The organism is Mesotoga sp. BH458_6_3_2_1, from assembly GCF_003664995.1.
In the GTDB taxonomy this organism is placed as follows: domain Bacteria; phylum Thermotogota; class Thermotogae; order Petrotogales; family Kosmotogaceae; genus Mesotoga.
Window position 1 is genome coordinate 57609 of sequence record NZ_JFHL01000013.1, and the last position, 23582, is coordinate 81190.

General features: G+C 48.0%; 25 protein-coding genes. 21 read left to right on the forward strand and 4 right to left on the reverse strand.

Translation table 11 applies throughout. From position 1 onward, the window contains the following. Genes Y697_RS07295 through murC form a run of 3 tightly spaced genes read left to right on the forward strand, consistent with a single transcriptional unit; the run spans position 1 to position 3507 of the window. Positions 1-1110: an FtsW/RodA/SpoVE family cell cycle protein gene (locus tag Y697_RS07295; protein ID WP_121550986.1), complete on the forward strand. Its 1110-nt coding sequence runs from the start codon at positions 1-3 to the stop codon at positions 1108-1110. Beyond that, entirely contained in the window at positions 1097-2167 is a 1071-nt protein-coding gene (locus Y697_RS07300; protein WP_121550987.1) for a glycosyltransferase, read from the forward strand. The genes Y697_RS07295 and Y697_RS07300 overlap by 14 nt, the downstream gene beginning before the upstream one ends. After that, positions 2164-3507 carry a UDP-N-acetylmuramate--L-alanine ligase gene (gene murC / locus Y697_RS07305; protein ID WP_121550988.1) on the forward strand — a complete coding sequence of 448 codons (1344 nt, stop codon included), beginning with the start codon at positions 2164-2166 and terminating at the stop codon, positions 3505-3507. The genes Y697_RS07300 and murC overlap by 4 nt, the downstream gene beginning before the upstream one ends. Here murC and Y697_RS07310 read toward each other — a convergent pair. Further along, on the reverse strand, positions 3485-5263 hold the full coding sequence (locus tag Y697_RS07310; RefSeq protein ID WP_259462369.1) for a TIGR03960 family B12-binding radical SAM protein: 1779 nt from the start codon (positions 5261-5263) through the stop codon (positions 3485-3487). The two genes, murC and Y697_RS07310, sit on opposite strands and share 23 nt — an antisense overlap. Next, complete coding sequence (locus Y697_RS07315) at positions 5263-6261, reverse strand: M42 family metallopeptidase (RefSeq protein ID WP_121550990.1); 999 nt, start codon at positions 6259-6261, stop codon at positions 5263-5265. Before Y697_RS07315 ends, Y697_RS07310 begins: the two co-directional genes overlap by 1 nt. A gap of 143 nt (positions 6262-6404) precedes the next feature. On the opposite strand from Y697_RS07315, the gene Y697_RS07320 reads away from it, so the two are divergent. From Y697_RS07320 to Y697_RS07365, 10 genes are all read left to right on the forward strand, one after another. Continuing rightward, positions 6405-8087: a methylmalonyl-CoA mutase gene (locus Y697_RS07320; protein ID WP_409071770.1), complete on the forward strand. Its 1683-nt coding sequence runs from the start codon at positions 6405-6407 to the stop codon at positions 8085-8087. 15 nt (positions 8088-8102) lie between these two features. Further along, the gene (locus Y697_RS07325; RefSeq protein ID WP_121550992.1) at positions 8103-8492 is read left to right on the forward strand and encodes a cobalamin B12-binding domain-containing protein; all 390 of its coding nucleotides are present in this window, start codon (positions 8103-8105) and stop codon (positions 8490-8492) included. Beyond that, positions 8489-9346 carry a methylmalonyl Co-A mutase-associated GTPase MeaB gene (meaB, locus tag Y697_RS07330; protein WP_121550993.1) on the forward strand — a complete coding sequence of 286 codons (858 nt, stop codon included), beginning with the start codon at positions 8489-8491 and terminating at the stop codon, positions 9344-9346. Before Y697_RS07325 ends, meaB begins: the two co-directional genes overlap by 4 nt. Positions 9347-9351: 5 nt before the next feature. Beyond that, on the forward strand, positions 9352-9759 hold the full coding sequence (gene mce / locus Y697_RS07335) for a methylmalonyl-CoA epimerase (RefSeq protein ID WP_121550994.1): 408 nt from the start codon (positions 9352-9354) through the stop codon (positions 9757-9759). Positions 9760-9771: 12 nt separating this feature from the next. Next, the gene (locus tag Y697_RS07340; RefSeq protein ID WP_121550995.1) at positions 9772-11310 is read left to right on the forward strand and encodes an acyl-CoA carboxylase subunit beta; all 1539 of its coding nucleotides are present in this window, start codon (positions 9772-9774) and stop codon (positions 11308-11310) included. A gap of 10 nt (positions 11311-11320) precedes the next feature. Further along, entirely contained in the window at positions 11321-11662 is a 342-nt protein-coding gene (locus Y697_RS07345) for an OadG family protein (protein WP_121550996.1), read from the forward strand. Next, positions 11659-12084: a biotin/lipoyl-containing protein gene (locus tag Y697_RS07350; protein WP_121550997.1), complete on the forward strand. Its 426-nt coding sequence runs from the start codon at positions 11659-11661 to the stop codon at positions 12082-12084. The genes Y697_RS07345 and Y697_RS07350 overlap by 4 nt, the downstream gene beginning before the upstream one ends. Positions 12085-12178: 94 nt before the next feature. Beyond that, positions 12179-12637 (forward strand): SprT-like domain-containing protein, encoded by a 459-nt coding sequence (locus tag Y697_RS07355; protein ID WP_121550998.1) that lies wholly within the window; start codon positions 12179-12181, stop codon positions 12635-12637. A gap of 74 nt (positions 12638-12711) precedes the next feature. Continuing rightward, positions 12712-12951, forward strand: coding sequence for a hypothetical protein (locus Y697_RS07360; RefSeq protein ID WP_259462375.1), 240 nt, complete (start codon positions 12712-12714; stop codon positions 12949-12951). Then, on the forward strand, positions 12948-14195 hold the full coding sequence (locus tag Y697_RS07365) for a DNA polymerase IV (protein ID WP_259462370.1): 1248 nt from the start codon (positions 12948-12950) through the stop codon (positions 14193-14195). The genes Y697_RS07360 and Y697_RS07365 overlap by 4 nt, the downstream gene beginning before the upstream one ends. On the opposite strand, the gene Y697_RS07370 is transcribed toward Y697_RS07365, so the two are convergent. Next, positions 14112-14519 carry a methylglyoxal synthase gene (locus Y697_RS07370; RefSeq protein ID WP_121551000.1) on the reverse strand — a complete coding sequence of 136 codons (408 nt, stop codon included), beginning with the start codon at positions 14517-14519 and terminating at the stop codon, positions 14112-14114. The two genes, Y697_RS07365 and Y697_RS07370, sit on opposite strands and share 84 nt — an antisense overlap. 165 nt (positions 14520-14684) lie before the next feature. Between Y697_RS07370 and Y697_RS07375 the strand changes: the two genes are divergently transcribed. Then, the gene (locus tag Y697_RS07375; RefSeq protein ID WP_259462371.1) at positions 14685-14939 is read left to right on the forward strand and encodes a hypothetical protein; all 255 of its coding nucleotides are present in this window, start codon (positions 14685-14687) and stop codon (positions 14937-14939) included. Here the strand turns inward: Y697_RS07375 and Y697_RS07380 are convergent. Further along, a complete protein-coding gene (locus Y697_RS07380) occupies positions 14930-15646 on the reverse strand; it encodes a hypothetical protein (RefSeq protein WP_121551001.1) in 717 nt (238 codons plus the stop codon). The genes Y697_RS07375 and Y697_RS07380 overlap by 10 nt on opposite strands. A 76-nt stretch (positions 15647-15722) precedes the next feature. On the opposite strand from Y697_RS07380, the gene Y697_RS07385 reads away from it, so the two are divergent. The 7 genes from Y697_RS07385 to infB all read left to right on the forward strand — a co-directional run bounded on the left by Y697_RS07385 (position 15723) and on the right by infB (position 22695). Continuing rightward, positions 15723-17240, forward strand: coding sequence for an NAD(P)H-hydrate dehydratase (locus Y697_RS07385; protein WP_121551002.1), 1518 nt, complete (start codon positions 15723-15725; stop codon positions 17238-17240). Continuing rightward, positions 17206-18417, forward strand: a complete 1212-nt coding sequence (locus tag Y697_RS07390; protein WP_259462372.1) for an RNA polymerase subunit sigma-54 — start codon at positions 17206-17208, stop codon at positions 18415-18417. The genes Y697_RS07385 and Y697_RS07390 overlap by 35 nt, the downstream gene beginning before the upstream one ends. After that, on the forward strand, positions 18411-19058 hold the full coding sequence (locus tag Y697_RS07395) for a thiamine diphosphokinase (RefSeq protein WP_121551004.1): 648 nt from the start codon (positions 18411-18413) through the stop codon (positions 19056-19058). The genes Y697_RS07390 and Y697_RS07395 overlap by 7 nt, the downstream gene beginning before the upstream one ends. 32 nt (positions 19059-19090) lie before the next feature. After that, a complete protein-coding gene (yfcE, locus tag Y697_RS07400; RefSeq protein ID WP_259462373.1) occupies positions 19091-19576 on the forward strand; it encodes a phosphodiesterase in 486 nt (161 codons plus the stop codon). A gap of 64 nt (positions 19577-19640) precedes the next feature. Then, on the forward strand, positions 19641-20267 hold the full coding sequence (locus tag Y697_RS07405; RefSeq protein WP_259462374.1) for an MBL fold metallo-hydrolase: 627 nt from the start codon (positions 19641-19643) through the stop codon (positions 20265-20267). 13 nt (positions 20268-20280) lie between these two features. After that, entirely contained in the window at positions 20281-20607 is a 327-nt protein-coding gene (locus tag Y697_RS07410; protein ID WP_121551006.1) for a ribosomal L7Ae/L30e/S12e/Gadd45 family protein, read from the forward strand. A gap of 3 nt (positions 20608-20610) precedes the next feature. Further along, the gene (infB, locus tag Y697_RS07415; protein ID WP_121551007.1) at positions 20611-22695 is read left to right on the forward strand and encodes a translation initiation factor IF-2; all 2085 of its coding nucleotides are present in this window, start codon (positions 20611-20613) and stop codon (positions 22693-22695) included. Positions 22696-23582 lie beyond the last annotated feature (887 nt).

The following is a 23582-nucleotide window of genomic DNA, read 5'->3' on the forward strand; positions in this document are numbered from 1 at the left end:
ATGAAGAGAACGTATCTAATGCTGGCGCTGTATTCAAGTGTCTTCATTATATTTGGACTAGTCTTCATTTACAGCGCCGGAATAAGCATGGAGGCGAGGCATCCCGGAGTAACTGCTTCTGAGTTTCTTGAGAGGCAGCTGATTGCCTTTGCTATAGGGCTCGCGGGTGCGCTGATAATTATTTATATGAAGGGCTCCTGGCACTTCAAGAGAGCCTTCACAGTTTACTATCCACTTACGCTAATACTGCTTGTCGCCGTTCTCTTTTTTGCCGACAGGGGTGGTTCACACAGGTGGATAGATATCGGAAGCTTTTCTCTCCAGATTTCGGAGTTTGCAAAGATCTCTCTGTTGATCGTACTCGCTAAATACTTCGGAGGACTTAAGAAGAGAAATTTTCTTAACACTTTCCTGATTCCGCTTGGAATTCTTGCTCCACTTGCAATGCTCGTCTTCATCGAACCGGACCTCTCGACCACGGGCATCATGGTTGCGATAACACTTGTAATGATGATAATCGGCGGGATCAAAATGCGATACATAGGTCTTGCGTTGATCTTCGTAGTTATTCTGCTTCTTGTTCTCTACAGCGGTGGATTCATAGAAGAATATCAGATTCAGAGAATAACTTCATTTTTGTCCTCCTTTACTGGCGAGGAACATGAACAGGTTTCGTACTCGCTGATGGCAATCTCTTCCGGCGGACTCACAGGCAAGGGGCTTGGAATGGGGCTGGTCAAGTACTACCTTCCGGTTAGTTACTCCGACTTCATATTTGCAGTCATTGGAGAGGAGCTCGGCCTAATTGGCCTGCTTGTGCTGATGCTTGCATATGTGGGCTTCATAAGGGAGCTCATCGTCGCTGGACTGAGGGGCTCGACCGCTCTCGAAGGCAAACTCTACATAGTCGGATTCGCTCTTTACATAATGATCCAGGCAACCATCAACATAGCTGTCAATCTCGGCCTTTTCCCGGCAACCGGTGTTACCCTGCCATTTGTAAGCTCCGGCGGTTCTTCGATCATGTCCTTGATGATCGGATACGGTCTGGTCTTCTCCATACTCATCGAATCGGAAGAAGAAAAGGAAAAAGAGAATGCAAAAGCTTAAGGTAGCTTTTTGCGGCGGTGGAACCGGTGGTCATTACTATCCTGCCGTCTCGATCTTGCAGGAGCTAAAAAGGCTAAGGGAAATCGATCTTCTGTACTTCACTGTCTCTGGAAAGATAGACGACAGGAGCGTTGGAAAGGACTTTCCGGAGGCAAAGATAGTCCCTCTGGAGCTGACGGGTCTTAAGAGGCCTCTGTACAGCCCGGCGAATGCGGGGATACTCTTTTCTCACTTAAAGACCGAGAGATCGGTAAGAGAACGCCTGGCCGAATTCTCACCGGATTTCCTGTTTTCGACGGGAGGCTATGTTTCCTATCCAGTTGTCAAAGCCTCGCATAAACTGGGGATACCTGTGTACATTCACGAACAGAATTCAGTAGTGGGAATAGCAAATAAGAGTCTTGCGAGGTATGCAAGGCTATTGTTCATATCATTTGAGGAGAGCCGTAGTAAGCTCGAAATCCCGGCAGAAAGGATCATATTATCGGGTAACCCGGTGAGAGAGGCAAAATCAACGAAGAGTGAAGTAATGAAGAGATTCAATCTGGCAGAGGAAAGTCCTTTCATAGTCGTGCTGGGTGGAAGTCTTGGATCGGAAGTGGTAAATAGCGTTCTAGAAAAGTTTTACAGCGAAATTGAAGGGAGCGGTGACAGATTAACTTTCCTCCATTCTACAGGTGACGATAACTGGGCCCTCTCTCTTAATAGATTCCCATTTGTTCGCTCATTTTCTTATATAGAGGACCTCACAGACGCAATAGCCTGCGCCGATCTTGTCGTGTCAAGGGGAGGAGCAACTACTATCGCAGAGCTACAGTATTTTGGAAGAAAGGGTATAATAATACCGTGGCCCGGTGCCGCAGAAAATCACCAATTTCACAACGCTCGCTCGCTGGAAAGAGTTGGATTGGGTTATGTTATACTGGAAGAGAATTTGACCTCCACAGCTTTGAGCATTGCAATAAGAGAAATGTTGCAAAGAGAGACCTGTTACAAACCTCCAAGAAGACCAGTTGAAATTATTTTGGATAATATACTCCGGGAGGAATCGATTTGAAATATCATTTTATTGGCATTGGCGGAATTGGAATGAGCGGTCTGGCAATGCACTTAGCATCTGAGGGTAACCAGGTTTACGGATCGAATTACGAAGAAAACGAAAGGGTAGACTACCTTCGCTCGAAAGGCATAAATATCTTCATTGGCCATTCTTATGAGAACTTCGAAAAACCCGATGTGGTGGTGAGAACCACTGCCATTAAGCAGGGAAACCCGGAGCTGGTTAGGGCTATGTCGGAAGGTGTACCTACTATATACAGAATGGAGCTGCTCAAGAACCTTCTTTCGAGAAACACTTCTCTTTGTGTAACCGGGACCGATGGAAAGACGACTACTACAGCTATGATTTCAAAAATTCTTGTCGACTCCGGAAGAGACCCCACGGTTTTGCTTGGTGGAATAAATCCTCTCTTGAGCGATGGAAACTACAGAAAGGGCGAGGGTCTTATCGTAAGTGAGCTGGATGAGAGCGACGGTTTCTTTGCTTCATTTAAGCCAGACTACGCGATAATCACCAACGTACGGGGCGATCACCTCGAACACTACGATAACTCGTTCGACAATCTCAAGAATCACTTCAAGTACTTTGCCAGAGGAGTCGAAAATATGTTGGTTACGAATGCCGATGATTCTGTTTCTGAAAGGATTTTCAAAGGCTCTCTAACCTTCGGAAGAGACAGAGGCGATTATCGCTTCTCCGACAGAGCGACGGGAATAATGAATCAGACTTTCAGGTGCTGGAAGGGAGATACCGATCTCGGACTCTTCAAGCTCATGATTCCAGGTGAATACAACGCTTACAATGCAACTGCAGCAGTTGCTCTTGCACACGAAATGGGAGTTCCAATTGAATCGATAAAGAACTCCTTGGAGTCATATAGGTCGGTTGACAGAAGGTTCACTTTTAGGGGTCTCGATGATTTCAGAAACCTCTTTTTCTTTGATGACTACGCTCATACTCCGGACGAAATAAGCAGTACCATTCGAGGCGCTCGCGAATTCTTCCCCGGTAAGAACGTTGTAGTGGTCTTTCAGCCACATAGATATTCGAGATTGGTCAGGGAAAACGGTCGGTTTGCGATGTCACTTAAGGATGCAACCGAGGTCTGTGTATACAAGCTCTACGAAGCTTATGAAAAGGGGCAGTATGCAATAGACGAGACAGAGGTCTTGAAAGGTTTGAGTAGCTACGGTGTTCCGGCTGTACATGCCGTAAACTACTCGGAGATACTCGAATGGCTGGAAAAGAAAAGAGATGCCGTCATCCTCTTTCTCGGCGCGGGCGACATCACCGAAGCGTCAAAAATGAGCGCTCTCAAACTTTGCGAAGCACATTAGAGACGTTTAGAGTCTGACAGACGGCGCAGCCGGTACAGCCTTCCCACCTGCAGTCTCCGGTAGTCTCTTCCCGTAGTGCCTTTTCGTATTCTTCAATTAGAAACTCCTTAGAGATTCCAGTGGAAATGTGTTCCCATGGAAGCTCTTCATGTGTATCGTAGCCTCTCATATAATCATCTACATCGATTTCCTCAGCCCGAAAGGCTTCGTGCCATATTGCGGCATCAAACTCCTCGTTCCATTCGTCGAAGATTGCGCCCAATCTGTAGGCCTTCAATATCGCTTTGCCGACCTCTCTGTTCCCTCTGCTGAGAACACCTTCGATTGTACTGCTAGATGGATCGTGACTGCTAAGCTGGATCCCTCTTCCAGAAAGCCTCTTAAGAATGCCAAGTCTTCTTGCCGCTTCAACTTCGCCTATCTGTTGTGCAAACTGGAACGGTGTGTGAGCCTTTGGAATGAAGATTGCGGCCGAAACTGAGACTTCTCTGAAACCAACGGCTTTGACCCGCCTCGCCAACCTGACTATCTCTTCAAGATCCTCATCTCTTTCGGTCGGAAGTCCTATCATGAAATAGAGTTTGACTCTCTGCCAGCCGTTATTCCTCGCCGCTTTAACGGTAGACATAAGATCGTCTTCCGATACGTTCTTGTTGATCACGTTTCTCAGTCTTTGAGAACCTGCCTCGGGTGCGAAAGTCAAACCGGTCTTCCTTATCGAAGCTATCTTAGAAGCGATCTCCACTCCGAAAGAATCTATGCGCGTGCTCGGCAGAGAGAGGGCGACCCTTTGGGGTTGGAGCAAAGGCAATATCTCTTCAGTTAAGAGATCTATGGAAGAGTGATCCATAGTCGACAACGAGAGAAAGGAGATTTCTTCATACCCAGTCTGCTCCAGGACCTTCCGCACAGACCGTCTTATTTCCTCCACTCCACGCTCCCTGACAGGCCTGTAGATCATTCCCGCCTGGCAGAATCTGCACCCGCGATTGCAGCCGCGCATTACCTCAAACACCGCTCTATCGTGGACTGTTCGCATGTATGGAACGAGAGGATTGCTGTCCATCTCGTAGTCTGAAAGATCTCCAATTACAGCCTTAACTGTCGCCTTCTTCCCTACTGAGGGCACGTAGACTCCCTGAACTTGCGAAAGCAACTGGAGTAGCTCGCTTCTTCTCCCGGATTTCAAAAGGTAGATGTTTTCCTTCACCACGTTGCAAAGAATCGGGGTTACTGCCTCTCCATCGCCAATTACGAAGGCGTCGAAGTAGTCGGCCATAGGCTCGGGATTTGTCGAGCAAGGCCCGCCGCCCAGCACTATGGGTTCGGTAGTTCTCTCTTTCTGGAGAAGGGGAATATCTGCAAGATCGAGAACTGCGAGAACATTGCTGTAGCAAAGTTCGTACTGAAGAGTTATTCCCAGGATATCGAAGTCGATTGCCGGGGTGTATGTCTCCAAAGAAAAAAGAGGGATCTCGGCGTCGCGCATTTCACCTATCATATCCTTCCAGGGAAGATACGCTCTTTCAGCATAGAACCCATCGACTACGTTGAGTTCTTTATAAAGTATCTTGAGCCCCAGATGGGACATACCGACTTCATATGTATCGGGAAAGGCAAGAAGAATCCTCAACTTCTCTGCGGGATTCTTCATTACCCTGTTCAGCTCCTTGCCGATATAGCGACTGGGTTTGCTGACTCTGTTGAGGACTCCCGAAGAGACGAGCCACTTCCTCATTCGCTCTGGACTGTTCATCAGAGCGTAAATTCAGTTGAAAGAAGAAACATCAATCTCAGCAGATTGTCGTAATCTTCCATAGAAATGTATTCTGTCTCGGAATGAAGATACTTCACCGCAAGCGCCAGAGGAACCATCTTTGTTCCCTTCTGCTGGAAGGGAATTCCGTCGGTGCCTCCACCAGTAACTCCTACCTGCAGTGGGATTTCCTTCTCTTTTGCAAATTCCATAAGGCTCTTTCCAAGACCGTAATCACCGAGCGATGAGGTGTCCGACATTCTTAAGACGGCCCCGTTCCCAGGCTTGACGTCCCCTGTCAGTCTCGAGCAGCAGGCGAAGGAATCGACCGGGAAAAATAGGTCCGGTTTCAGCTTCTCTGAGAGCGCTCTCGCTCCAATCAAACCTATCTCTTCCTGCACCGTCCAGGCAAGAACGACTCTCCTGTTTAGGTTTACCTTGACCAACATATCGAGAAGATCGAGCAGAGCGAGACAGCCCGATCTATCGTCAAGAGATCTCACGGCCACGAATTTGTCGTTCAATATTGAAATCTGTTTTCTGAATACTGCATAATCAAGTACGTCAATTCCAATTCCGGAGGTTTCATCTCTGGAAGATGTCCCAACGTCGATGACAAGATTTTGCCACGAAAGATCTGCCTTTTCTCGGAGGTGTGGAGGTGTCATTCCAATGACTCCGTCTATCGATTCTCCCGAAGACGTGATGACGTCGAGATGTCTACCTACTAGAAGCTCGTCGGCGATTCCCCCAACCTTTTTGAAGTTGAGAGATCCATCGGAATTAATCCCTGTAACGAGCAGGCCAATCTCATCCATGTGGGCAGCAAAGGCGATTGTCGATTCTCCGCTTCCGGCTTCAACCATAACATTTCCAAGATCATCTACAAAGGCCTCAACGCCTTCGGGAAGCATCTCGATTATCTTGGCCCTTATCATCTCTTCTCTTCCGGTCATACCCGGAACAAAAACCACGTCTGTCAGTCTGTCTAGATTCATGAAAACACCTCCTCACCAATTATAGCCTAAGTCCAAGAAGTTAGGAAGTTGGACTCACAAAGAGGTTCAGGACAGTTATAATCGTAATAGCGAAGTCTGAATACAGAAGATAATTGGTCAATCAAGATCATTATACAGAACTCATGAATGGAGGAGATTTTGTGAGCTATCACGAGAGACTGGAAAAACTGAAAGCCGAATGGAAAGACAAAAAGGTAATGCCTCTTCTGAAAAGGTTCCCCGAAAGAAAGAAGGAGTTCAAGACTTCCTTTGACGGGCCAGTAGAAACTCTGTACACGCCGGCCGAAAAGGACGAATATGTTGAGAAAATCGGATTCCCGGGCGAGTACCCTTTCACAAGAGGTGTTCAGCCAACTATGTACCGGGGCCGTTTGTGGACCATGAGGCAGTATGCTGGCTTCGGAACTGCTGAAGAGTCAAACCGCAGATACAGGTACCTCCTCTCTCAGGGCCAGACAGGGCTTTCCGTTGCCTTCGATCTCCCGACACAGATCGGTTACGATTCAGACGACCCGATGTCTGAAGGTGAAGTCGGAAGGGTGGGAGTTGCGATCGATTCGCTGGAGGACATGGAGACTCTCTTCGAAGGGATTCCTCTGGAAAGGGTGAGCACATCCATGACTATTAACTCCACAGCCGCTATTCTCCTTGCGATGTACATAGCCGTAGGTGAAAAGCAGGGAGTAGATGCCTTGAAGCTGACCGGGACTATTCAAAACGACATACTGAAGGAATACATAGCAAGAGGAACTTACATCTTTCCCCCCGATTCATCCATGAGGTTAATTACGGATATCTTCGAATACTGTTCAAAGAACCTCCCCGATTTCAACACTATAAGCATTAGCGGATATCACATAAGAGAGGCCGGAGCCAATTCGGTTCAGGAGATCGCCTTCACTCTCGCCGACGGTATAGCCTACGTACAGGCGGCGATTGATGCAGGACTCGATCCAAACGTATTCGGCAAGAGACTCTCTTTCTTCTTCAATTCACATAATGGCTTCCTGGAAGAAATTGCGAAGTTCAGGGCAGCTAGAAGACTGTGGGCAAAGACAATGAAAGAGAGGTTCGGTGTAACAGACGAAAAGGCAATGATGCTGAGATTCCACACTCAAACTGGTGGATCTACCCTCACCGCACAACAGCCCATGAACAACATTGTCAGGGTTGCTTTCCAGGCTTTGGCCGCAGTTCTCGGAGGCACACAATCTCTTCATACGAATTCCTTCGACGAGGCTCTCGGTCTGCCAACAGAAGATTCCGTAACCATCGCGTTGAGAACACAGCAGATAATCGCCTCTGAAACGGGCGTAGCGGACACAGTCGACCCGTTGGGTGGCGCCTACTTCATTGAAGAACTTACAAACACGATGGAAGAAAAGGCTCTCGACTATATCAAAAAGATAGACGACCTGGGAGGAATGGTCGAGGCCGTTAGAGCAGGCTTTGTTCAGAAGGAAATTCTCGATAGCGCATACAAGTATCAGGTTGCGATTGAAAACAAGGACCAGATAATCGTCGGTCTTAATGAATTTGCTGCCGACGAGGAACAAGGCAGAGACCTCCTTAGACTCGACCCGGCCATTGAGGATAGACAGAAGAAGAAGATCGAAACCCTCAGAAAGAAGAGAGACAATGAGGAAGTCCGGAGACTACTTGAGGACCTGAAGAAGGCCGCTCAGGGAAGCGAAAACCTTATGCCATTCATACTGAAGGCCGTTAAGGCATACGCGACTCTGGGTGAAATTGCGAACGCCCTGAGAGACGTCTTCGGAGAATACACCGAAGCAGTGATTCTTTAGAGAGAGGTGGAGACAATGAAGATAAAAGTACTCGTGGCAAAGCCCGGACTCGATGGACATGACAGAGGCGCCAAAGTCGTCGCTATGGCTCTTCGAGACGCCGGAATGGAAGTTATCTACACAGGTCTCAGGCAGTCTCCCGAATCGGTCGTAAAGGCCGCGCTTCAGGAAGACGTTGACGTTGTGGGGCTCTCGATACTATCTGGCGCCCACATGAAGATTTGCACCAAAGTGCTTCAACTCATGAAAGAAGCAGGAATTGGCGATAAGCCTCTCTTTGTCGGCGGAATAATTCCCGCAGAGGACGCCGATGAGTTAAGAAGGGCCGGTATCTTCGAAGTTTTCGGGCCGGGAACCTCACTGAAATCAATCATAGATAAGATAGAGGAAACGGTTAAGAAATGAACTCAATGAAACCCGGTATCGACCAGCTCAAGATTTCGAGGTCGCTGAGCATAATTGAAAACGACACTGACTCAGCAAGAAAGATCATCGGAGGACTGCCTGCCCGAGATTACTGCGTAATAGGCGTCACGGGAAGTCCGGGGGCAGGCAAGTCGTCTTTAACAGACCGCCTTGCATGCATAAGCGTGGAGGAAAGGACAACGGCCGTCGTTGCAATCGATCCGTCAAGCCCCTTCACGGGAGGCGCCTTTCTCGGAGACAGGATCAGAATGAGACGTGCAACCGACGATCCCAGGGTCTTCGTGAGATCGATGGCCAGCCGGGGAAGCGTCGGAGGTTTGAGTCCTTCAATTTATAACAGCGTTGAGTTTCTTGGCAGGAGCGGCTACGACAGGATTTTTGTGGAGACGGTCGGGGCAGGCCAGTCGGAAACAGACATCGTTAATCTTGCAGATATCGTCCTTCTCGTAATGGCGCCCGGACTTGGAGACGATGTTCAGACAATGAAGGCTGGAATAATGGAGATCGGAGACATATTCGTGATAAACAAGAGCGATCTTCCCGGAGCCGACCAGCTTGCTTCAAGAACCAGAGCGATCCTGGAACTTTCCGGAAAGAAATTCCCGGTGATGAGGGCAGATTCCATAAGGGGGAGCGGAGTTCAGGAGATCCAAGAAGAGATAGAAGAGGTACTTCTCAGTTATCTCAGCTCCGGGAGGCTAGCATCGAAACGCGCTAAGCGCAACCTTTACAATAACTTGAACAGCGCGTACCAGATTATAAAGGAACACTACGCCGAAAATGATAAACTTGAAGAACTAATAAGCTATCTTCTTGAGAATATCGGGAGGTAATCAAATTGAAATCCGACAGAATAGACCATATTGGCATAGCCGTAAAATCGATCGAAGAGAGGCTTTCCGTCTACCGAGACCTTCTTAAACTGGAAGTCACCGGAATCGAGGAACTTGAAGACCGAGGACTGAAAGTTGCCTTCGTAAAGGTCGGCGACACTCGAATTGAGCTTCTCGAATCGATATCGGAAAACAGCCAGATATCAAGATTCCTGGAAAGCAGGGGAGAAGGCATACATCACATCGCTTTTCACGTTGACGATGTCAAAGCAGCCATTGAAGAAGCCGTTTCACTTGGGCTGAAACCTCTTTCCACGGAGCCCGAAGACGGAGCCGGGGGAACAAAAGTAGTCTTCCTCCACCCCAAAAGCACGGGCGGAGTTCTGACTGAACTTGTCGAAGGACACCACTAGGGGGCGAATGAATTGGCCGGTAGACTTGAAGAGTTTTTTGAAAAGAGCGAACAGATCATCCTTGGTGGTGGTCAGGAAAAGATCGAGAAGCAGCATAAAGCAGGAAAGTTGACTGCCAGAGAGAGAATCGATGTTCTCTGTGACGAAGGAAGCTTCGAAGAGTTCGACAGATTTGTCAAACACAGAGCAACGAGCTTTGGTCTTGCGGACAAGGCATTCCCGGCAGACGGAGTCGTGACGGGAATAGGAGCAGTCGATGGGCGAAAGATAGCCGTTTTCTCTCAGGATTTCACAGTGCAGGGCGGATCGCTTGGGGAAATGCACGCCAAGAAGATAATAAAGGTGCAGGACATGGCTTTGAAACTAGGTATACCGATCGTCGGAATAAACGATTCGGGCGGAGCAAGGATTCAGGAAGGTGTAGACTCTCTTTTCGGCTACGGTGGAATCTTCCACAGAAATACCCTCTCTTCGGGAGTGATTCCTCAGATCACCGTTATCTGCGGACCGTGCGCAGGAGGCGCCGTCTACTCACCCGCAATAACCGACTTCATTATTATGACCGACAGGCACTCACAGATGTTTATAACCGGTCCACAGGTAATAAAGGCCGTGACGGGTGAAGAGACGTCGATGGAAGAACTGGGTGGAGCTCTCGTACATAATACAAAGAGCGGAAATGCCCACTTCCTCACCCCGGATGACAGAAGCGCAATGCTTCTCGTCAGGGAACTTCTCGAATACCTGCCGCAGAACAATGCCGAGGAACCAAACAAGGGAGAGGCCGATAGCGGCGAGACTCAGGAAGGTCTCCGGGAGATTGTGCCGGATAATCCAAAGCAGTCATACGACGTGAAAAAAGTGATCTCACTTGTAGTCGATGGAGGAAGATTCCTCGAGGTACATGAACACTATGCGAAGAATATGGTCGTGGGCTTTGCAAAGATAGGCGGAAGATCGGTGGGGATAGTGGCTAACCAGCCTTCTGTCTTCGCCGGTTCCCTCGATATAAACGCCTCCGACAAGGCGGCGAGATTTATTAGATTCCTGGATGCTTTCAATATACCGATAATCACATTTGTGGACACACCAGGATTCCTTCCGGGAGTCTCCCAGGAGCATGGAGGTATAATTCGTCACGGGGCGAAACTGCTTTATGCCTACAGTGAAGCCTCAGTTCCGAAGGTAACAGTGATCCTTAGAAAGGCCTACGGAGGGGCATATATCGCAATGGGAAGTCAACATCTCGGAGCAGACATTGTTTACGCGTGGCCGGGGGCCGAGATCGCCGTAATGGGTCCCGAAGGCGCCGCGAACATAATCTTCAAGAGAGAAATTGACGGTTCCGACCAACCCGAAAAGACTAGACAGGAAAAGATTTCAGAATATAAAGACATGTTCGCAAATCCATTTGTTGCGGCAGGAAGAGGCTACATAGAATCGATAATTGATCCGGCTGTCAGCAGAATGGAGATAATCAAGGCTTTGGAGACGCTAGATACGAAAGTCGAAGGCAGACCGACCAAAAAGCACGGGAATATACCGCTTTGAGGTGTATCTGATGGAAGAGTATATCCAGATCACTATTATTGGCGTAGCAATTGTCTTCCTGGCGCTGGCGATGCTTTTTGTCATATTCAAGATTCTCGGCCGCCTCTTCTCCAGAGAAGATGAAAACAAGCTTACGGCAGTCAGTAAGAAGCCTGCCCCGGCAGCGAGCTCGAGAGTCTTTGAGACGGAGGAAGGCGAAGTGATTGCCGCCATAACCGCTGCAGTAACTGCCTTTATGGGTCACAGCGACTTCAAAGTCAGAAGTGTCGCCCCTGTTAACCTGTCGGCGACCTCGCAATGGAAACGACGAGAACCAACCGTCTACTGGAAAGTGAGGAGGAGCAAGAATTGAGAAGATTCAGAGTGAGAGTTAACGGCAAAGATTACGACGTCGAGATCGAGGAGCTTTCTTCTGTAGCCGATTCAAGTTCTGGCGCGGCAGTTCAAAAGACTGAAACCAGGCAGAAAGTTGAAGCTGTGGATTCACCCAAACCGGCTGAAACGGTCAAGGAAGCTCAGAAACCGGCTGAACCCGTTAAGGAATCCAGTGGATCGGGAGAGAAAGCCAAAATACTGTCGCCAATGTCGGGGAGTATACTTGAGGTTCTCGTTTCGGTAGGAGATTCCGTCTCCCCCGGTCAGAAGCTTGTGATACTCGAAGCAATGAAAATGGAAAACAGTATTCTTTCCGAGGACTCGGGCACGGTGAGCGAAGTCAGGGTGAAGAAGGGTGACAATATAGACGCAGGCGAGATAATGATAGTGCTGGCATAGGAGCGGTCCTGCCGCTCCTATGCTCCAAGCACAAACAATCGTTTTCACGGCGAATCTTAGGACATCCCTTTCATGAGAGGAGTGTTTGTATAGTATGACTTCCGCCGACAGAAATCTTTCCACGAGAGCGAGAGAGCTTTCTCTGAGGGCTTTCGGTGTCTTTCCGGATATACCCTTTTCCTTCAACTCAAGGCTGAAGAGGGTCCTCGGCAGACTTGTCTACTCGAAAAGCCGCGGAACGCTTACTCCTCTCAGAATAGAGATCTCTTCTTCGATATCTTGTAACGAGGAACTTCTCAAGAGAACCTTGCTTCACGAGCTTTCTCACTTCTACTTGATGAAGAATGACAGAGATTTCTCGCATAGCTCGCCGGAATTTCGGAAGCTGTCCGAAGAACTGGGATTCGATATCGTAGCCGAGTACGAGGGACTTCCGGTACACAGATGGGTATGTTCTGTATGCAAAAAGACTGTGGCCCTTTCCTTCAACCGCAGAGAAAAAAAGGGTCTGTCTTCCTGCTGTAAAGCCCCGATAGAACTTCAGGAAAAATAATTGAATAAACACTTGCCTTTCTAGAAATTCATCTGTTATAATAATTTATACCTAATATCTAAGTGGTGATACTTATGAAAGCCCATAAGAAGCTCACGAAGGTGCTTGTATATTTTCATGGAGATTATTTTGTACCGGTAAGGTTCAGTTACGATGGTATAAAAATAATTGTGAATGCCGTTACCTCCTTCTGGGTTGAGGCCGTGGGATCCCAGAAAGTCTATCATTTTTCAGTAATGACCACACTTGGAGCTTACAATCTTGAATTTGACGAAGACGCAAAGAAATGGTACAGCTATCTTCTTGGAGGGTGATTTCCTTGAAAGGAATTCCTTACGTATCTCACATAGACATGGACGCATTTTTCGCAAGTATAGAACAGGCAGCCAATCCGACTCTTAAAGGCAAACCGATAGCAGTAACCGGAATTGGAAAGCGGCATTCCGTTGTAACTTCGGCGAGTTATGAGGCAAAGAGACTGGGTGTGAAATCGGGTATGGCCTTTTTCGAAGCCCTGAAGCTGTGTCCCGATCTTATAGCCGTGGGAGTGCAGTCAAAGAAGTACGGCTATATATCGAAAGAGATAATGAAGATGATGACCTCTGTATCGCCCAGAGTTATGGTTGCGAGCGTGGACGAGGCTTACATAGATCTCAGCTTTCACACTAAACTGGAGGAATCGATTAACAGATTCATTTCCTTTAAGAGAGATTTGAAAGAGAGATTCGGAATAACCGCCTCAGTTGGAATCTCGGTAAACCCGATCATATCTAAAATCGCCAGCGATTACTCCAAGCCAAACGGATTCGTAGTGGTCAAAGACGGCATGGAAAGAGAATTCTTGAATGAGATACCCGTAAAGGATGTTCCGGGAATAGGGAAACACACGTTGATAAAACTAGAATCTATGGGATACAAGACGACAGGGGAGCTTCTGGAAGGTTTGGAGAAGTCTCCCATGGATCTTTACACAATGTTCGGAAATGCCTTCATGGGCTTTCTGCAGAGTCTCACAAAGAAAAGATTCTCCAGGAATGAGTTCTTCAAAGAAGAGAGACCGAAATCCGTGGGCCATTCTATGACGCTCTCGGGTGATATAAGCGATTTCGATCTTATAGTGAGAGTAACAAACTTCCTGGCTGCCAGGGTAATATACAGGATGGGAAGATACAAAATGGAAGGCTCCGGCGTCAGTTTCTTCTTTAGATACGCGGACAGAAGTTCCAAAGCTATTTCAAAGAAACTGAACTTCACAATTTCCTCGATCAAAGATATGACGGAGATCACCCCGTGGCTGATCAGCTCAATCTGGAACGGAACGGCCGTCAGGGCGATTGGAATCTCATGCTGGGCTCTTAAAGAAAAGAAGAATCAAAGGCAGCTCTCTCTGTTCGAAAAAGAAAAGGAACTGCTGGAAACCGTGCTCCAAATAGAAAATAAATTCGGAGAATACGCCATATTTCCGGGGAATATATTATTCCTCCCCGAGATCAGAAAGCTTGAGAAACCTTCTGATCTCCATTACCAGGGCTTCTGCCGTCGCGAGGTTAGTTGCTAACGGTTTGTTATGAACATCACACACTCTCAGAAGGGCGCTCACATCCGGCTCATGGGGCTGCGCGGTGAGCGGGTCTCTCAAAAAGATTACAAAATCGATCTCATCATTGGCGATGAGAGCGCCAATCTGGAGGTCGCCACCCAGCGGACCCGACTTGAATGAAGTGAGCTCCAATTTGACCTTTTCCCTGAGGATATTGCCTGTAGTGCTGGTTGCAAAAAGGCTGCACTTTCTGAAGACGTCGACGTGCTCTCTGACAAACATTATTAGATCGATCTTTTTCTTGTCGTGCGCTATCAATGCTACTCGTGGTTTTTCACTCATGGCTACCTCCGTTTTATGACAAGAAAATAATAACACATACCGACCGTCTACACTCCAGGCATTTAGCTGAGGTGAATTGATCTGTCCCTTTCATTCAACGAGATAACAATATATGGACAAGCCACTACGGACCCGGAATCAACTGTGCGGGGCGGATTCTTCAGGGTGAGTATATGCGTATACAGGAGCGGGGGCGAAACCGAAGAAATCTTTGACATTCGTTTCGATGAAAGGGAATCGAAAAGGGTATTCGCGGAAATCTACAGAGGCTGCTATCTGCTTATCAGGGGCGAAATAAGAGTTAGAAAGAACCTTCACATAAAACTAAGGGAGTTCACCGTGACGACAAGACCCTACGACAGAGATCTCGATATCGACATACCGAGAATACTAACACGGATCAAGAGCGACTACTTCTGAAAAGTCTCGTAATACTTGCCTCTAAGATCGGTGAAGATGGATCTGTCCACCACGGTCTTGAATTCATCGACCTCTACGAGAAGATACTCGTCGCCGACTCTATCGGTTATCTTCAAATATTCAATCTCTGGGAAGTAACCCTCTCTCCGGAGGAAAGAAACGTGTATGTGCATGAGATTGGGAAGGTAGCCCCCGCCTCCAATGAGGCCGAGTACTCTGAGTCTCTGTTCGGACGGATCAATCATGTATATCCGCCTGTCATCTTCTGTGGCAACGGTCCATGTGAAGTTGGACGACTCGAGGAGACCACCGAAGAATTGTTCAGTAAGGTTGTTGATCAAATCAGTCTGGTAGCTCGATCTGTATTGCTTCCAGGGCACACCGTCAACAACACTGAAAGTCACTTCCTCCCTTGAGAGATATACCAGGGCAATTCCGCTAAGTTCTTCAGGCTCGAAAAACTCTACGTAGACATCTTCACCCCCGACCATAACGAGACGAATCTTTAACTTGAGATCTTCGTAATCAGAATCGGGGTATTCTGTATCTACCAGGTGGAAGTGAACTCTAACAAGTGCATCGATATCGCCTGAATCAACGACCTGCTGTATGAAAAGAGTCAGATCATCGTACTCGCTGACTGAAGAGAACAGCGTCCCTCCAACAAGCAGGGAGAATGCGGCGGCCAAGACCACACAAAGCTTCATCTTACTCACCTCTCGCGAGATTATAACATGCGAAGAGACACAGAAAAATGATAAGATCAGATTGAGGGGTGATGATTTGAAGGTAGCGTTTCCCGCCCAGATGAGGGAAATCGACAAGAAGATAATTGAAGGAGGGGTACCTTCGCTTCTTCTAATGGAAGAGGCTGCCCGCAGCGTTTTCGAAGAGATTCAAAGACACGCAGTGAGCCGGGCAGTTGTCCTCTGTGGCAGCGGCAACAACGGTGGTGACGGCTACGGAGTGGCAAGGCTTCTTCTCGGTCACGGAACTGATGTCGCTGTTGTGCGATGTTATACTCCCACAAGCGATGACTGCAAAAGAAACGCAGCGATTTATGGCTCTCTAGGAGGGCCGGCTGTGGACCTGGAAGAGACTTCCGTCGCGGAGAATCTGCTCGGCAGCGCCGACATAATAGTCGATGCCGTTTTTGGAACGGGATTTCATGGAAGTCTTGAAGGCAATACCGCCAAGCTGTTCGAATTTGTCAATCGGCTTAAAGCTTATAGATTGGCCGTGGACATCCCTTCGGGGGTCTCCGGGTTTGACGGCAGTGCTTCAGACTCGTCGTTCAAGGCGGACAAGACAGTCACTTTCGGACTGGCAAAAGTTGGCCATTTTCTCTATCCTGGATGTGCATTCTGTGGCGAGATTCTCATCGAGGGCGCCGGCTTTCCAAAGAGAATAATGAATTCTCTGGCCGATTCCGAAGTCATAGATGAAGAGGTTATCTCCGCACTTCTGCCTGAAAGGCCTCGTAACAGCTACAAGGGAAGCTATGGTTCTGTTCTCATAATAGGCGGATGTGAGATCTACACAGGAGCTCCGTATCTCTCTGCTCTCGGCGCTTTCAGATCCGGGTGCGGAATGGTTTACTCGTACACTCCCGGGGGATCTGCGAGCGTTATACAAAACAATCTGCCGGAAGCGATTGCTCTGGTAAGCGACGGCGACTTTCTTGGACCAGGTGACATCAAACACCTCTCTAAACTGATGGACAGAATAGATTGCATCGTAGTCGGTCCAGGAGTGGGAAGAAAGGAGGAAAGTGTCGAATTTGTACTGCAGTTGTTGAGGAGTTTTCCCGATAAGAGCTTTATTGTAGATGCCGATGGTCTTTTCGCTATCTCAAAGGATCTCTCGGTCCTATCAAGGTCAATGGAGATTCTTATAACCCCTCACCCGGGAGAGTTCGGCCGGCTTAATGAAGGAAGAACCGATCTGGAGTCTTTCATGGAGTTCTGTTCCATTCACGGAACAAGTGCGATTCTGAAGGGCGCCTCATCTGTGTTTTGTAATGGAAGCAGAAAGATATCGATCAACACAGCGGGAAACACAGGCCTCGCAAAGGCGGGAAGCGGTGATCTCCTCTCAGGATCGATTGCCGGTTTTGCAGCCCAAACAGGGGATCTCGATCAATCTGCGATACTGGGAATGTACTTCATGGGCAGAGCGGCCGAGCTCTCTAGTGTTTCAGAACCATGTAATTCTGCCTCAAGAATTGCAGACTCCTTCTCGCTTGTCTTTAAGCAGTTCGAGCAGAATGCAAAGGAGAGATTACATGGAACTAGGCCATAATATTTCCCAGCGACTTGAGCAGAAACTCGGCCTCTCACTGAAGGCCCAGCAGGCCCTGAAACTGCTCCAGCTCAATTCACTTGAGATCTCTGCCGAACTCGAAGAGATTGTACAGGCAAATCCTCTTCTTGAAATAAAGAGAGAAGACTACGAACTCATAGAAGAAAGCAAAGAAAGCCATAGAGAACCTGAAGACGAGGAAAATATCGAAGAAGGAGATTATTACTCACTCCCTGCGAGCAACTCCATTTACATGAAACAAGAAAGCACCGATCGCGACGGCTGGGACTTCGACAGAATTGAAGCCCAACAGCCGACCTTTAGAGAGATACTCAGAGACTTCGCTTTCTACATACTCGACGATGACCTTTTCTGTATCTTTGAAGTACTACTGGATAACATGGACGATCTCGGCATGATTACCTCAGATCTCGAGACAATTGCCCGGGAAAATCACTGCCCCGTCGATGGACTCTCTGCAGTCATTTCTGCAATGAGAAACGGTGGCTTCGACGGCGTCTTTGCCTCGAATCGCGAAGAACTCGAAACCCTTATGGGGCCAGGCCTCTTCCCTTCATCGGGGTACAGCGATGGCTCCTATGTAAGATATGTTGAGCCGGATGTCTATATTGAGTTTCTCGATGAGAAGTTCATAGTCACCGTCAGGGATTACTCGCTCGTCTTGAACGTTGATGAATCCTACGAAGAGATAATGGAAAGCGGCGAAAAGGCGGCAAGAAAATACCTTGAAGACAAGCTCGAAGAAGCGAAGTTCTATATAACGGCCCTTGAAAGAAGGAAGACGACCCTGATCACAATCGGAAATGAAATCGTGATGAGAAATGCACCCTTCCTCCTGAAAACAAGCGACAAGATAAGGCCTCTAAAGATGAATTCAATAGCAGATAAGATAGGTGTCGTAGTTTCCACCGTCAGCCGCGCCGTAAAGGATAAGTTTGTTCAGACTCCTGTCGGGACCTTCCCGATCCGGTACTTTTTCGGCAACGTACAGGAAAAGGAACAGGCCCTCGAAGTGATAGCCGAGATCGTCCGGGAAGACCCCGAGATTTCAGATGCGCAGCTTGTAATTGAACTTAATAACAGGGATATCTGCATAGCCAGGAGAACAGTCAACAAGTACAGAAACCAGCTTGGATTGGGAAAAACAAAATGGTGACGAAGGCAGCGCTTTTCGTCGGTGGGGAATATATATCTTCTACGGAATTCTACATGAGAAAGTTGGAGGAAACTTCTTTTGTATCGGCCGCCGATTCAGGAGCTGAAAAGCTCAGAAGTCTTGAAAGGCATCCCGATCTCCTTGTTGGAGACATGGATTCGATAAGCGAGACGACTCTTGATTGGTGCAGAAGCAAAGGGTCTTTGATTCTAATCTATCCGCCCGAGAAAGACGATACAGATACTCAGATCGCGCTTCAGGCCCTTGAAGAACGGGACATAACGGAGGTGGAGATCTTCGGCGCTACCGGTCTCCGGCTAGATCACTTCATGGGCACTCTTGCTTCAATCTACGGCGTACGGAACACCTTGAAAGCAACAATAGTGGAGGATAGCGTGGAGATCGGAATGGTATCCAAAGAGCTGGTCTCCTCAGCAGAACTCGGTGAAATCTGGTCTCTATTCCCCTTCGGAGGACAGCCGACTATGATCAGTCTTAAGGGCTTCAAATACTCTCTGAGAGATGCCACTCTCGAGTACGGAAATCCGCTGGGTGTTTCAAACGAGACGAAAGAAAGCGAAGTACAGATTCTCTGCAAGGGAGGTACTGTCCTATACTTCAGATGGTTGAAAAAGCAGTAATAATTTCAGACACACACGGCTCTCCTGGGCCAGTGAAGAGAATACTTGAGAGAAACGGCGAAAACCTTCCGATTATTCACTGCGGAGACTTCCTGTATCACGGCCCCAGGAATCCTCTTCCCGGTGACTACGATCCAGAAGAACTCGCTGCGATTTTCAGACAGTATTCCCTAAGAATCGAAACCGTGAGGGGAAACTGCGACAGCGAAATCGATCTGATGCAAATTGGTTTACTTGACCTGCCTGAAGCGCGAACACTCGTCATAAACGATATTCAACTCTTCATTTCACACGGCCACAAGGAGTTCGGTCTTCCCTTCGAAAGAGGAATAGTCATATCCGGCCATACTCACATCGCGCATCTCTCCAGAGAAGGGGAAACCATATTTCTTAATCCCGGCAGTCCCTCTATTCCCAAAGATGACACCGGTGGATCTTACGCAATAATCGACTTCGTAAAAGGGTTCATATACCTCAACAGCATTGAGGGCCGCGAACTCAAAGCGATGGCTCTTTAGGAGCGCCTGCTTTCGGTGAACATGTTACTGAACCCATGATATAATAAGTATCTGGGTGATGAATATGGTTTTGAGATGGCATGGACATTCGTGTTTTTCGCTTGAGAGCGATGAAAAGACTCTTTTAATTGACCCCTTCGATGAGGGTGTAGGTTATGACATGCCCCCGGTTAGGCCGGACATTATTCTGGAATCCCATCAGCACCACGACCACAATGCTCATGATAGATTCGAGCAGGGATTCGTGCTGATAAAGGAAACCGTCAACAAAACTGTGCAAGGGTTCAAGATCGAAGGTCATTCAGTATTCCACGATGACGTGCAGGGCAGTAAACGAGGCAAGAACATAATTTTCGAAGTTACGACCCCGGACGGATTCAGAGTAGTTCATTGCGGAGACCTAGGCCACAAAATTGATTCAGAGCTTCTAGATCTTCTGAGGAGCCCTGATGTTCTGCTTGTGCCTGTGGGCGGTTTCTACACAATCGACGCGAAACAGGCAAGAGAGCTGACAAGAGATCTAGCTCCGTCGTACGTTGTTCCGATGCATTTTAAAACAGAAGCCCTGGCCTTTGAGCTGGGGGGAGTTGAAGACTTTCTGTCTGGCGACCCGTTTGAAAAGCTTGATGAGCTTAAGCTGGAAGAAAAGGCCAATGTGGGAACCAGGATAGTCGTCCTCAATTATCGTTGATCGAGGGCATAATATGGATGAAAAGAGAATTGTATCTCTCCTTGGAATAGGAAGAAGAGCAAACAAGGTTGTGTTTGGGAAAGAGCAATTAAGAAGTTATTTGAGGCAGCCGTTTAAGAGAAAGTTTCTCATTCTGGCTTGCGATACCAGCGATTCGATAAAGGAAGACTGGATCAAGAGATGCAAGAGTCACGGGGCAAGCTGTATTCTCCTCAAAGAACACGACCGTGTCGCTCTGGGAAGGGCCATCGGCAAAGAAAACATCTCTGCAGTGGCAGTTGCCGATAACGGCCTTGCAGATGAAATCTCAAAGATAATGACACAGGCGGGAGGTGACTGAGCTATGCCAAAAGCCAGAGTGTACGAACTTGCTAAGAGATTGAATATAACGGCAAGAGAGCTGCTGGATGAACTTGAGGAGCTCGGTGTTACCGTCAAGAACCATATGTCCGTTCTTGACGAGGAGACCGTTAACATTATAGTTGGTCTCTACGAGGAAGAAAAAAAGGAGCTCTTAAGGAAGGCCGAAAAGGCAAAAAACAAGATTCAGGAGAAAGAAGTCAAGAAGCTTGAAAAGAAATTAGTCTCCAAAGAGGAGCCACCAGCTGAGAAAAAGATTCCGGTTGAGCATAAAGTAAGATCCATCAAGCTGAAGAGCAATGAATTCAAGCTCGATGTGCTCGCCAAGAAGATGAACGTTCCTATCTCAAAGGTGATAAAGGATCAGTTCATGAACGGCATAATTCTTCGTCCGGGACAAATTCTTTCGCTTGAAGATGCAATGAATATTGCGAGGAACTATGAGTGGGAAGTAGAACTCGTTCACGAGGAGGAAATCAATCCCTTTGAGAGCATCTCGAGTTCTTACGCCGAAACTTACAAAGAAAGCTCAAGATTGGTCCAGAGGCCACCGGTCGTCACAGTCATGGGGCACGTTGACCATGGGAAAACTACCCTTCTCGACAGAATAAGAAAGGCAAAGGTCGCCGAAGATGAAATCGGAGGCATTACCCAGACAATAGGTGCCTACCAGGTCGAGATAAGAAACAAGAAGATCACGTTCATTGATACGCCCGGGCACGAGGCATTCACCGAAATGCGAGCCCGTGGGGCTCAGGCAACGGATATCGTAGTTCTAGTAGTAGCGGCCGACGACGGAGTTATGCCGCAGACGATAGAAGCTTACAATCACGCGAAGACAGCAAATGTGCCCATAATTGTCGCGATAAACAAGGTGGACAAACCAAATGCAAACGTAGACCTCACGAAACAACAACTCGCCTCGAAGTTAGGACTCGTTCCCGAAGACTGGGGTGGAGACACCATAACAGTTCCTGTGTCTGCGAAAACAGGCAAGGGAGTTGAGGATGTTCTCGAGATGATCCTTCTTGTGGCCGAAGTGGCAGATGTGAAGTGCATTCCCGAAGGAAACGCGAGAGGAATCATTATAGACTCAAGACTGGACAAGGCCGTAGGTCCCCTGGCAACTCTCGTTGTAAAAGACGGAGTCTTAAGACCTGGCGACTACGTTGTTGCCGGTTCTGCCTCAGGAAGAGTGAAGGCACTGATTAACGAATATGGGAAAAGAATCAGAGAAGCCTATCCTTCAGATCCTGTGCAGATTATTGGTTTCGACGAGGTGCCCGATGTGCACAGCATTGTGTACGCGGTTGAAAACCTTGACACTTCACGATCACTTGCCGAATACGCAAAGAGTCAGGCTCAGAAAGAGAAGTCTATTACAACAAGGCGCCACATAAGACTAGAAGAATTCCTCTCGATGACCGGAAACACTGATGAGAAGAAGGATCTAAAACTAATACTGAAAGCCGATTCTTTCGGTACAGTTGAAGCTCTGAAGCAGGCCATGGCCAAGCTAGAGAATAACGACGTCAGGATTGAGGTCGTTCATTCCGGTATCGGCTCTGTGAACTCGAGTGACGTAATGCTTGCATCTGCCTCTGACGCTGTAATAATGGGTTTCAAAGTCAAACCCGATGCACTGGCAAGAAAACAGGCAGAAGTAGAGGGAGTCCAGATCAAAGTCTACGAGATCATCTTCAACCTGATAGACGATCTCAAGAAGGCGCTAGAGGGTCTCCTTGAACCCGAGGAAGTCGATGAAGTTATAGGCCACGGACACATAAAGCAGTTGTTCAAAATTACCAAAGTTGGAACTATCGCCGGCGTCCAGGTTGATGATGGACACGTGCTGAAGAAGGGCAAGATGAGAGTTTACAGAAAGAACGAGGAAATTGCAGACGTCTCGATCGAAGTACTCAAACATTACAAAGACGACGCGAGCAGAGTAGATGCCCCAAAGGAGTGCGGGATAAAGGCACTCGGCTTCGATGATTTCCAAGAAGAGGATCAGCTTGAATTCCACAGCAAAAAGAGCGTGAAGAGAACGATAGATTTCTCCGAATAAGTCGCCAGTAGATGAAAGAGGTCCCTTAAGGGGGCCTTTTTTTACATACTCGAGATCTCAGGTGGGGTGATGCGAATTAGTCGTAGATAAGTGCAAGAAAAGCCGGTTAGCCGTTGAACGGTTATCAGTTCGCCGAGAAGAGCCGCTTGTCGCTTGCCAAGAGACGCTGAACGCTGGAAAGAGCGAAGTAACTGGTTCTCCGTTGAACGGCTCTCCGTTCGCCGAGGAAACCGTTCTTCGTTCCAGAGCGAGGATCTGTTCTTCGTTCTTAGTCAAAACCGTGGTTGGGGTTAGCAGGTAGGAGGTAGGAAAGAGCAAAAGATCAGTTGCAAGATGCAAGTTCCAAGTTGTGAGTTGTAAGACCGTGGTTGGGGGTCGGAGGTCGGGGGTTGGTCAGGAGCAAAGAACAAGAGCTCGACCCAATTCTCAAGAAGCAAATTACGTCCTCGGATCAGAACGAACTCATTTTTGTCATCTGAAGTGCTCCTGTTCAGGATCTGGGCTTTCGATAAACCGTGGTCGGGAGTTGCAGGTTCGTGGTAGGAAGAGAAAAGAACAGAACTTGGGGGTTGGTGGATAGGAGGCCGGAAGAGCAGAAGAAACTCGTTGTCCGTTGAATGGTAATCCGTTCTCCGAAGAGAACCTGTTCTTCGTTCCAGAGCGAGGATCTGTTCTTCGTTCTTAGTCAAACCATCATTCAGAGAGTAGAGAGAAGGGAAAAGCAAGGAGGTCTAGTAAGGATCTGGGATCCCTAAAAGGGTTATGTCTCTTTTTTGGAAAGCCGAGATCCTGGTCAGAAGCACGAGGATGACATGAAGGGGTTCATTCAATAATTCCCCAATACCGTTATCCCGTAGAGCCTGCCCAGGTTCTGTCTCTTTTTTTGT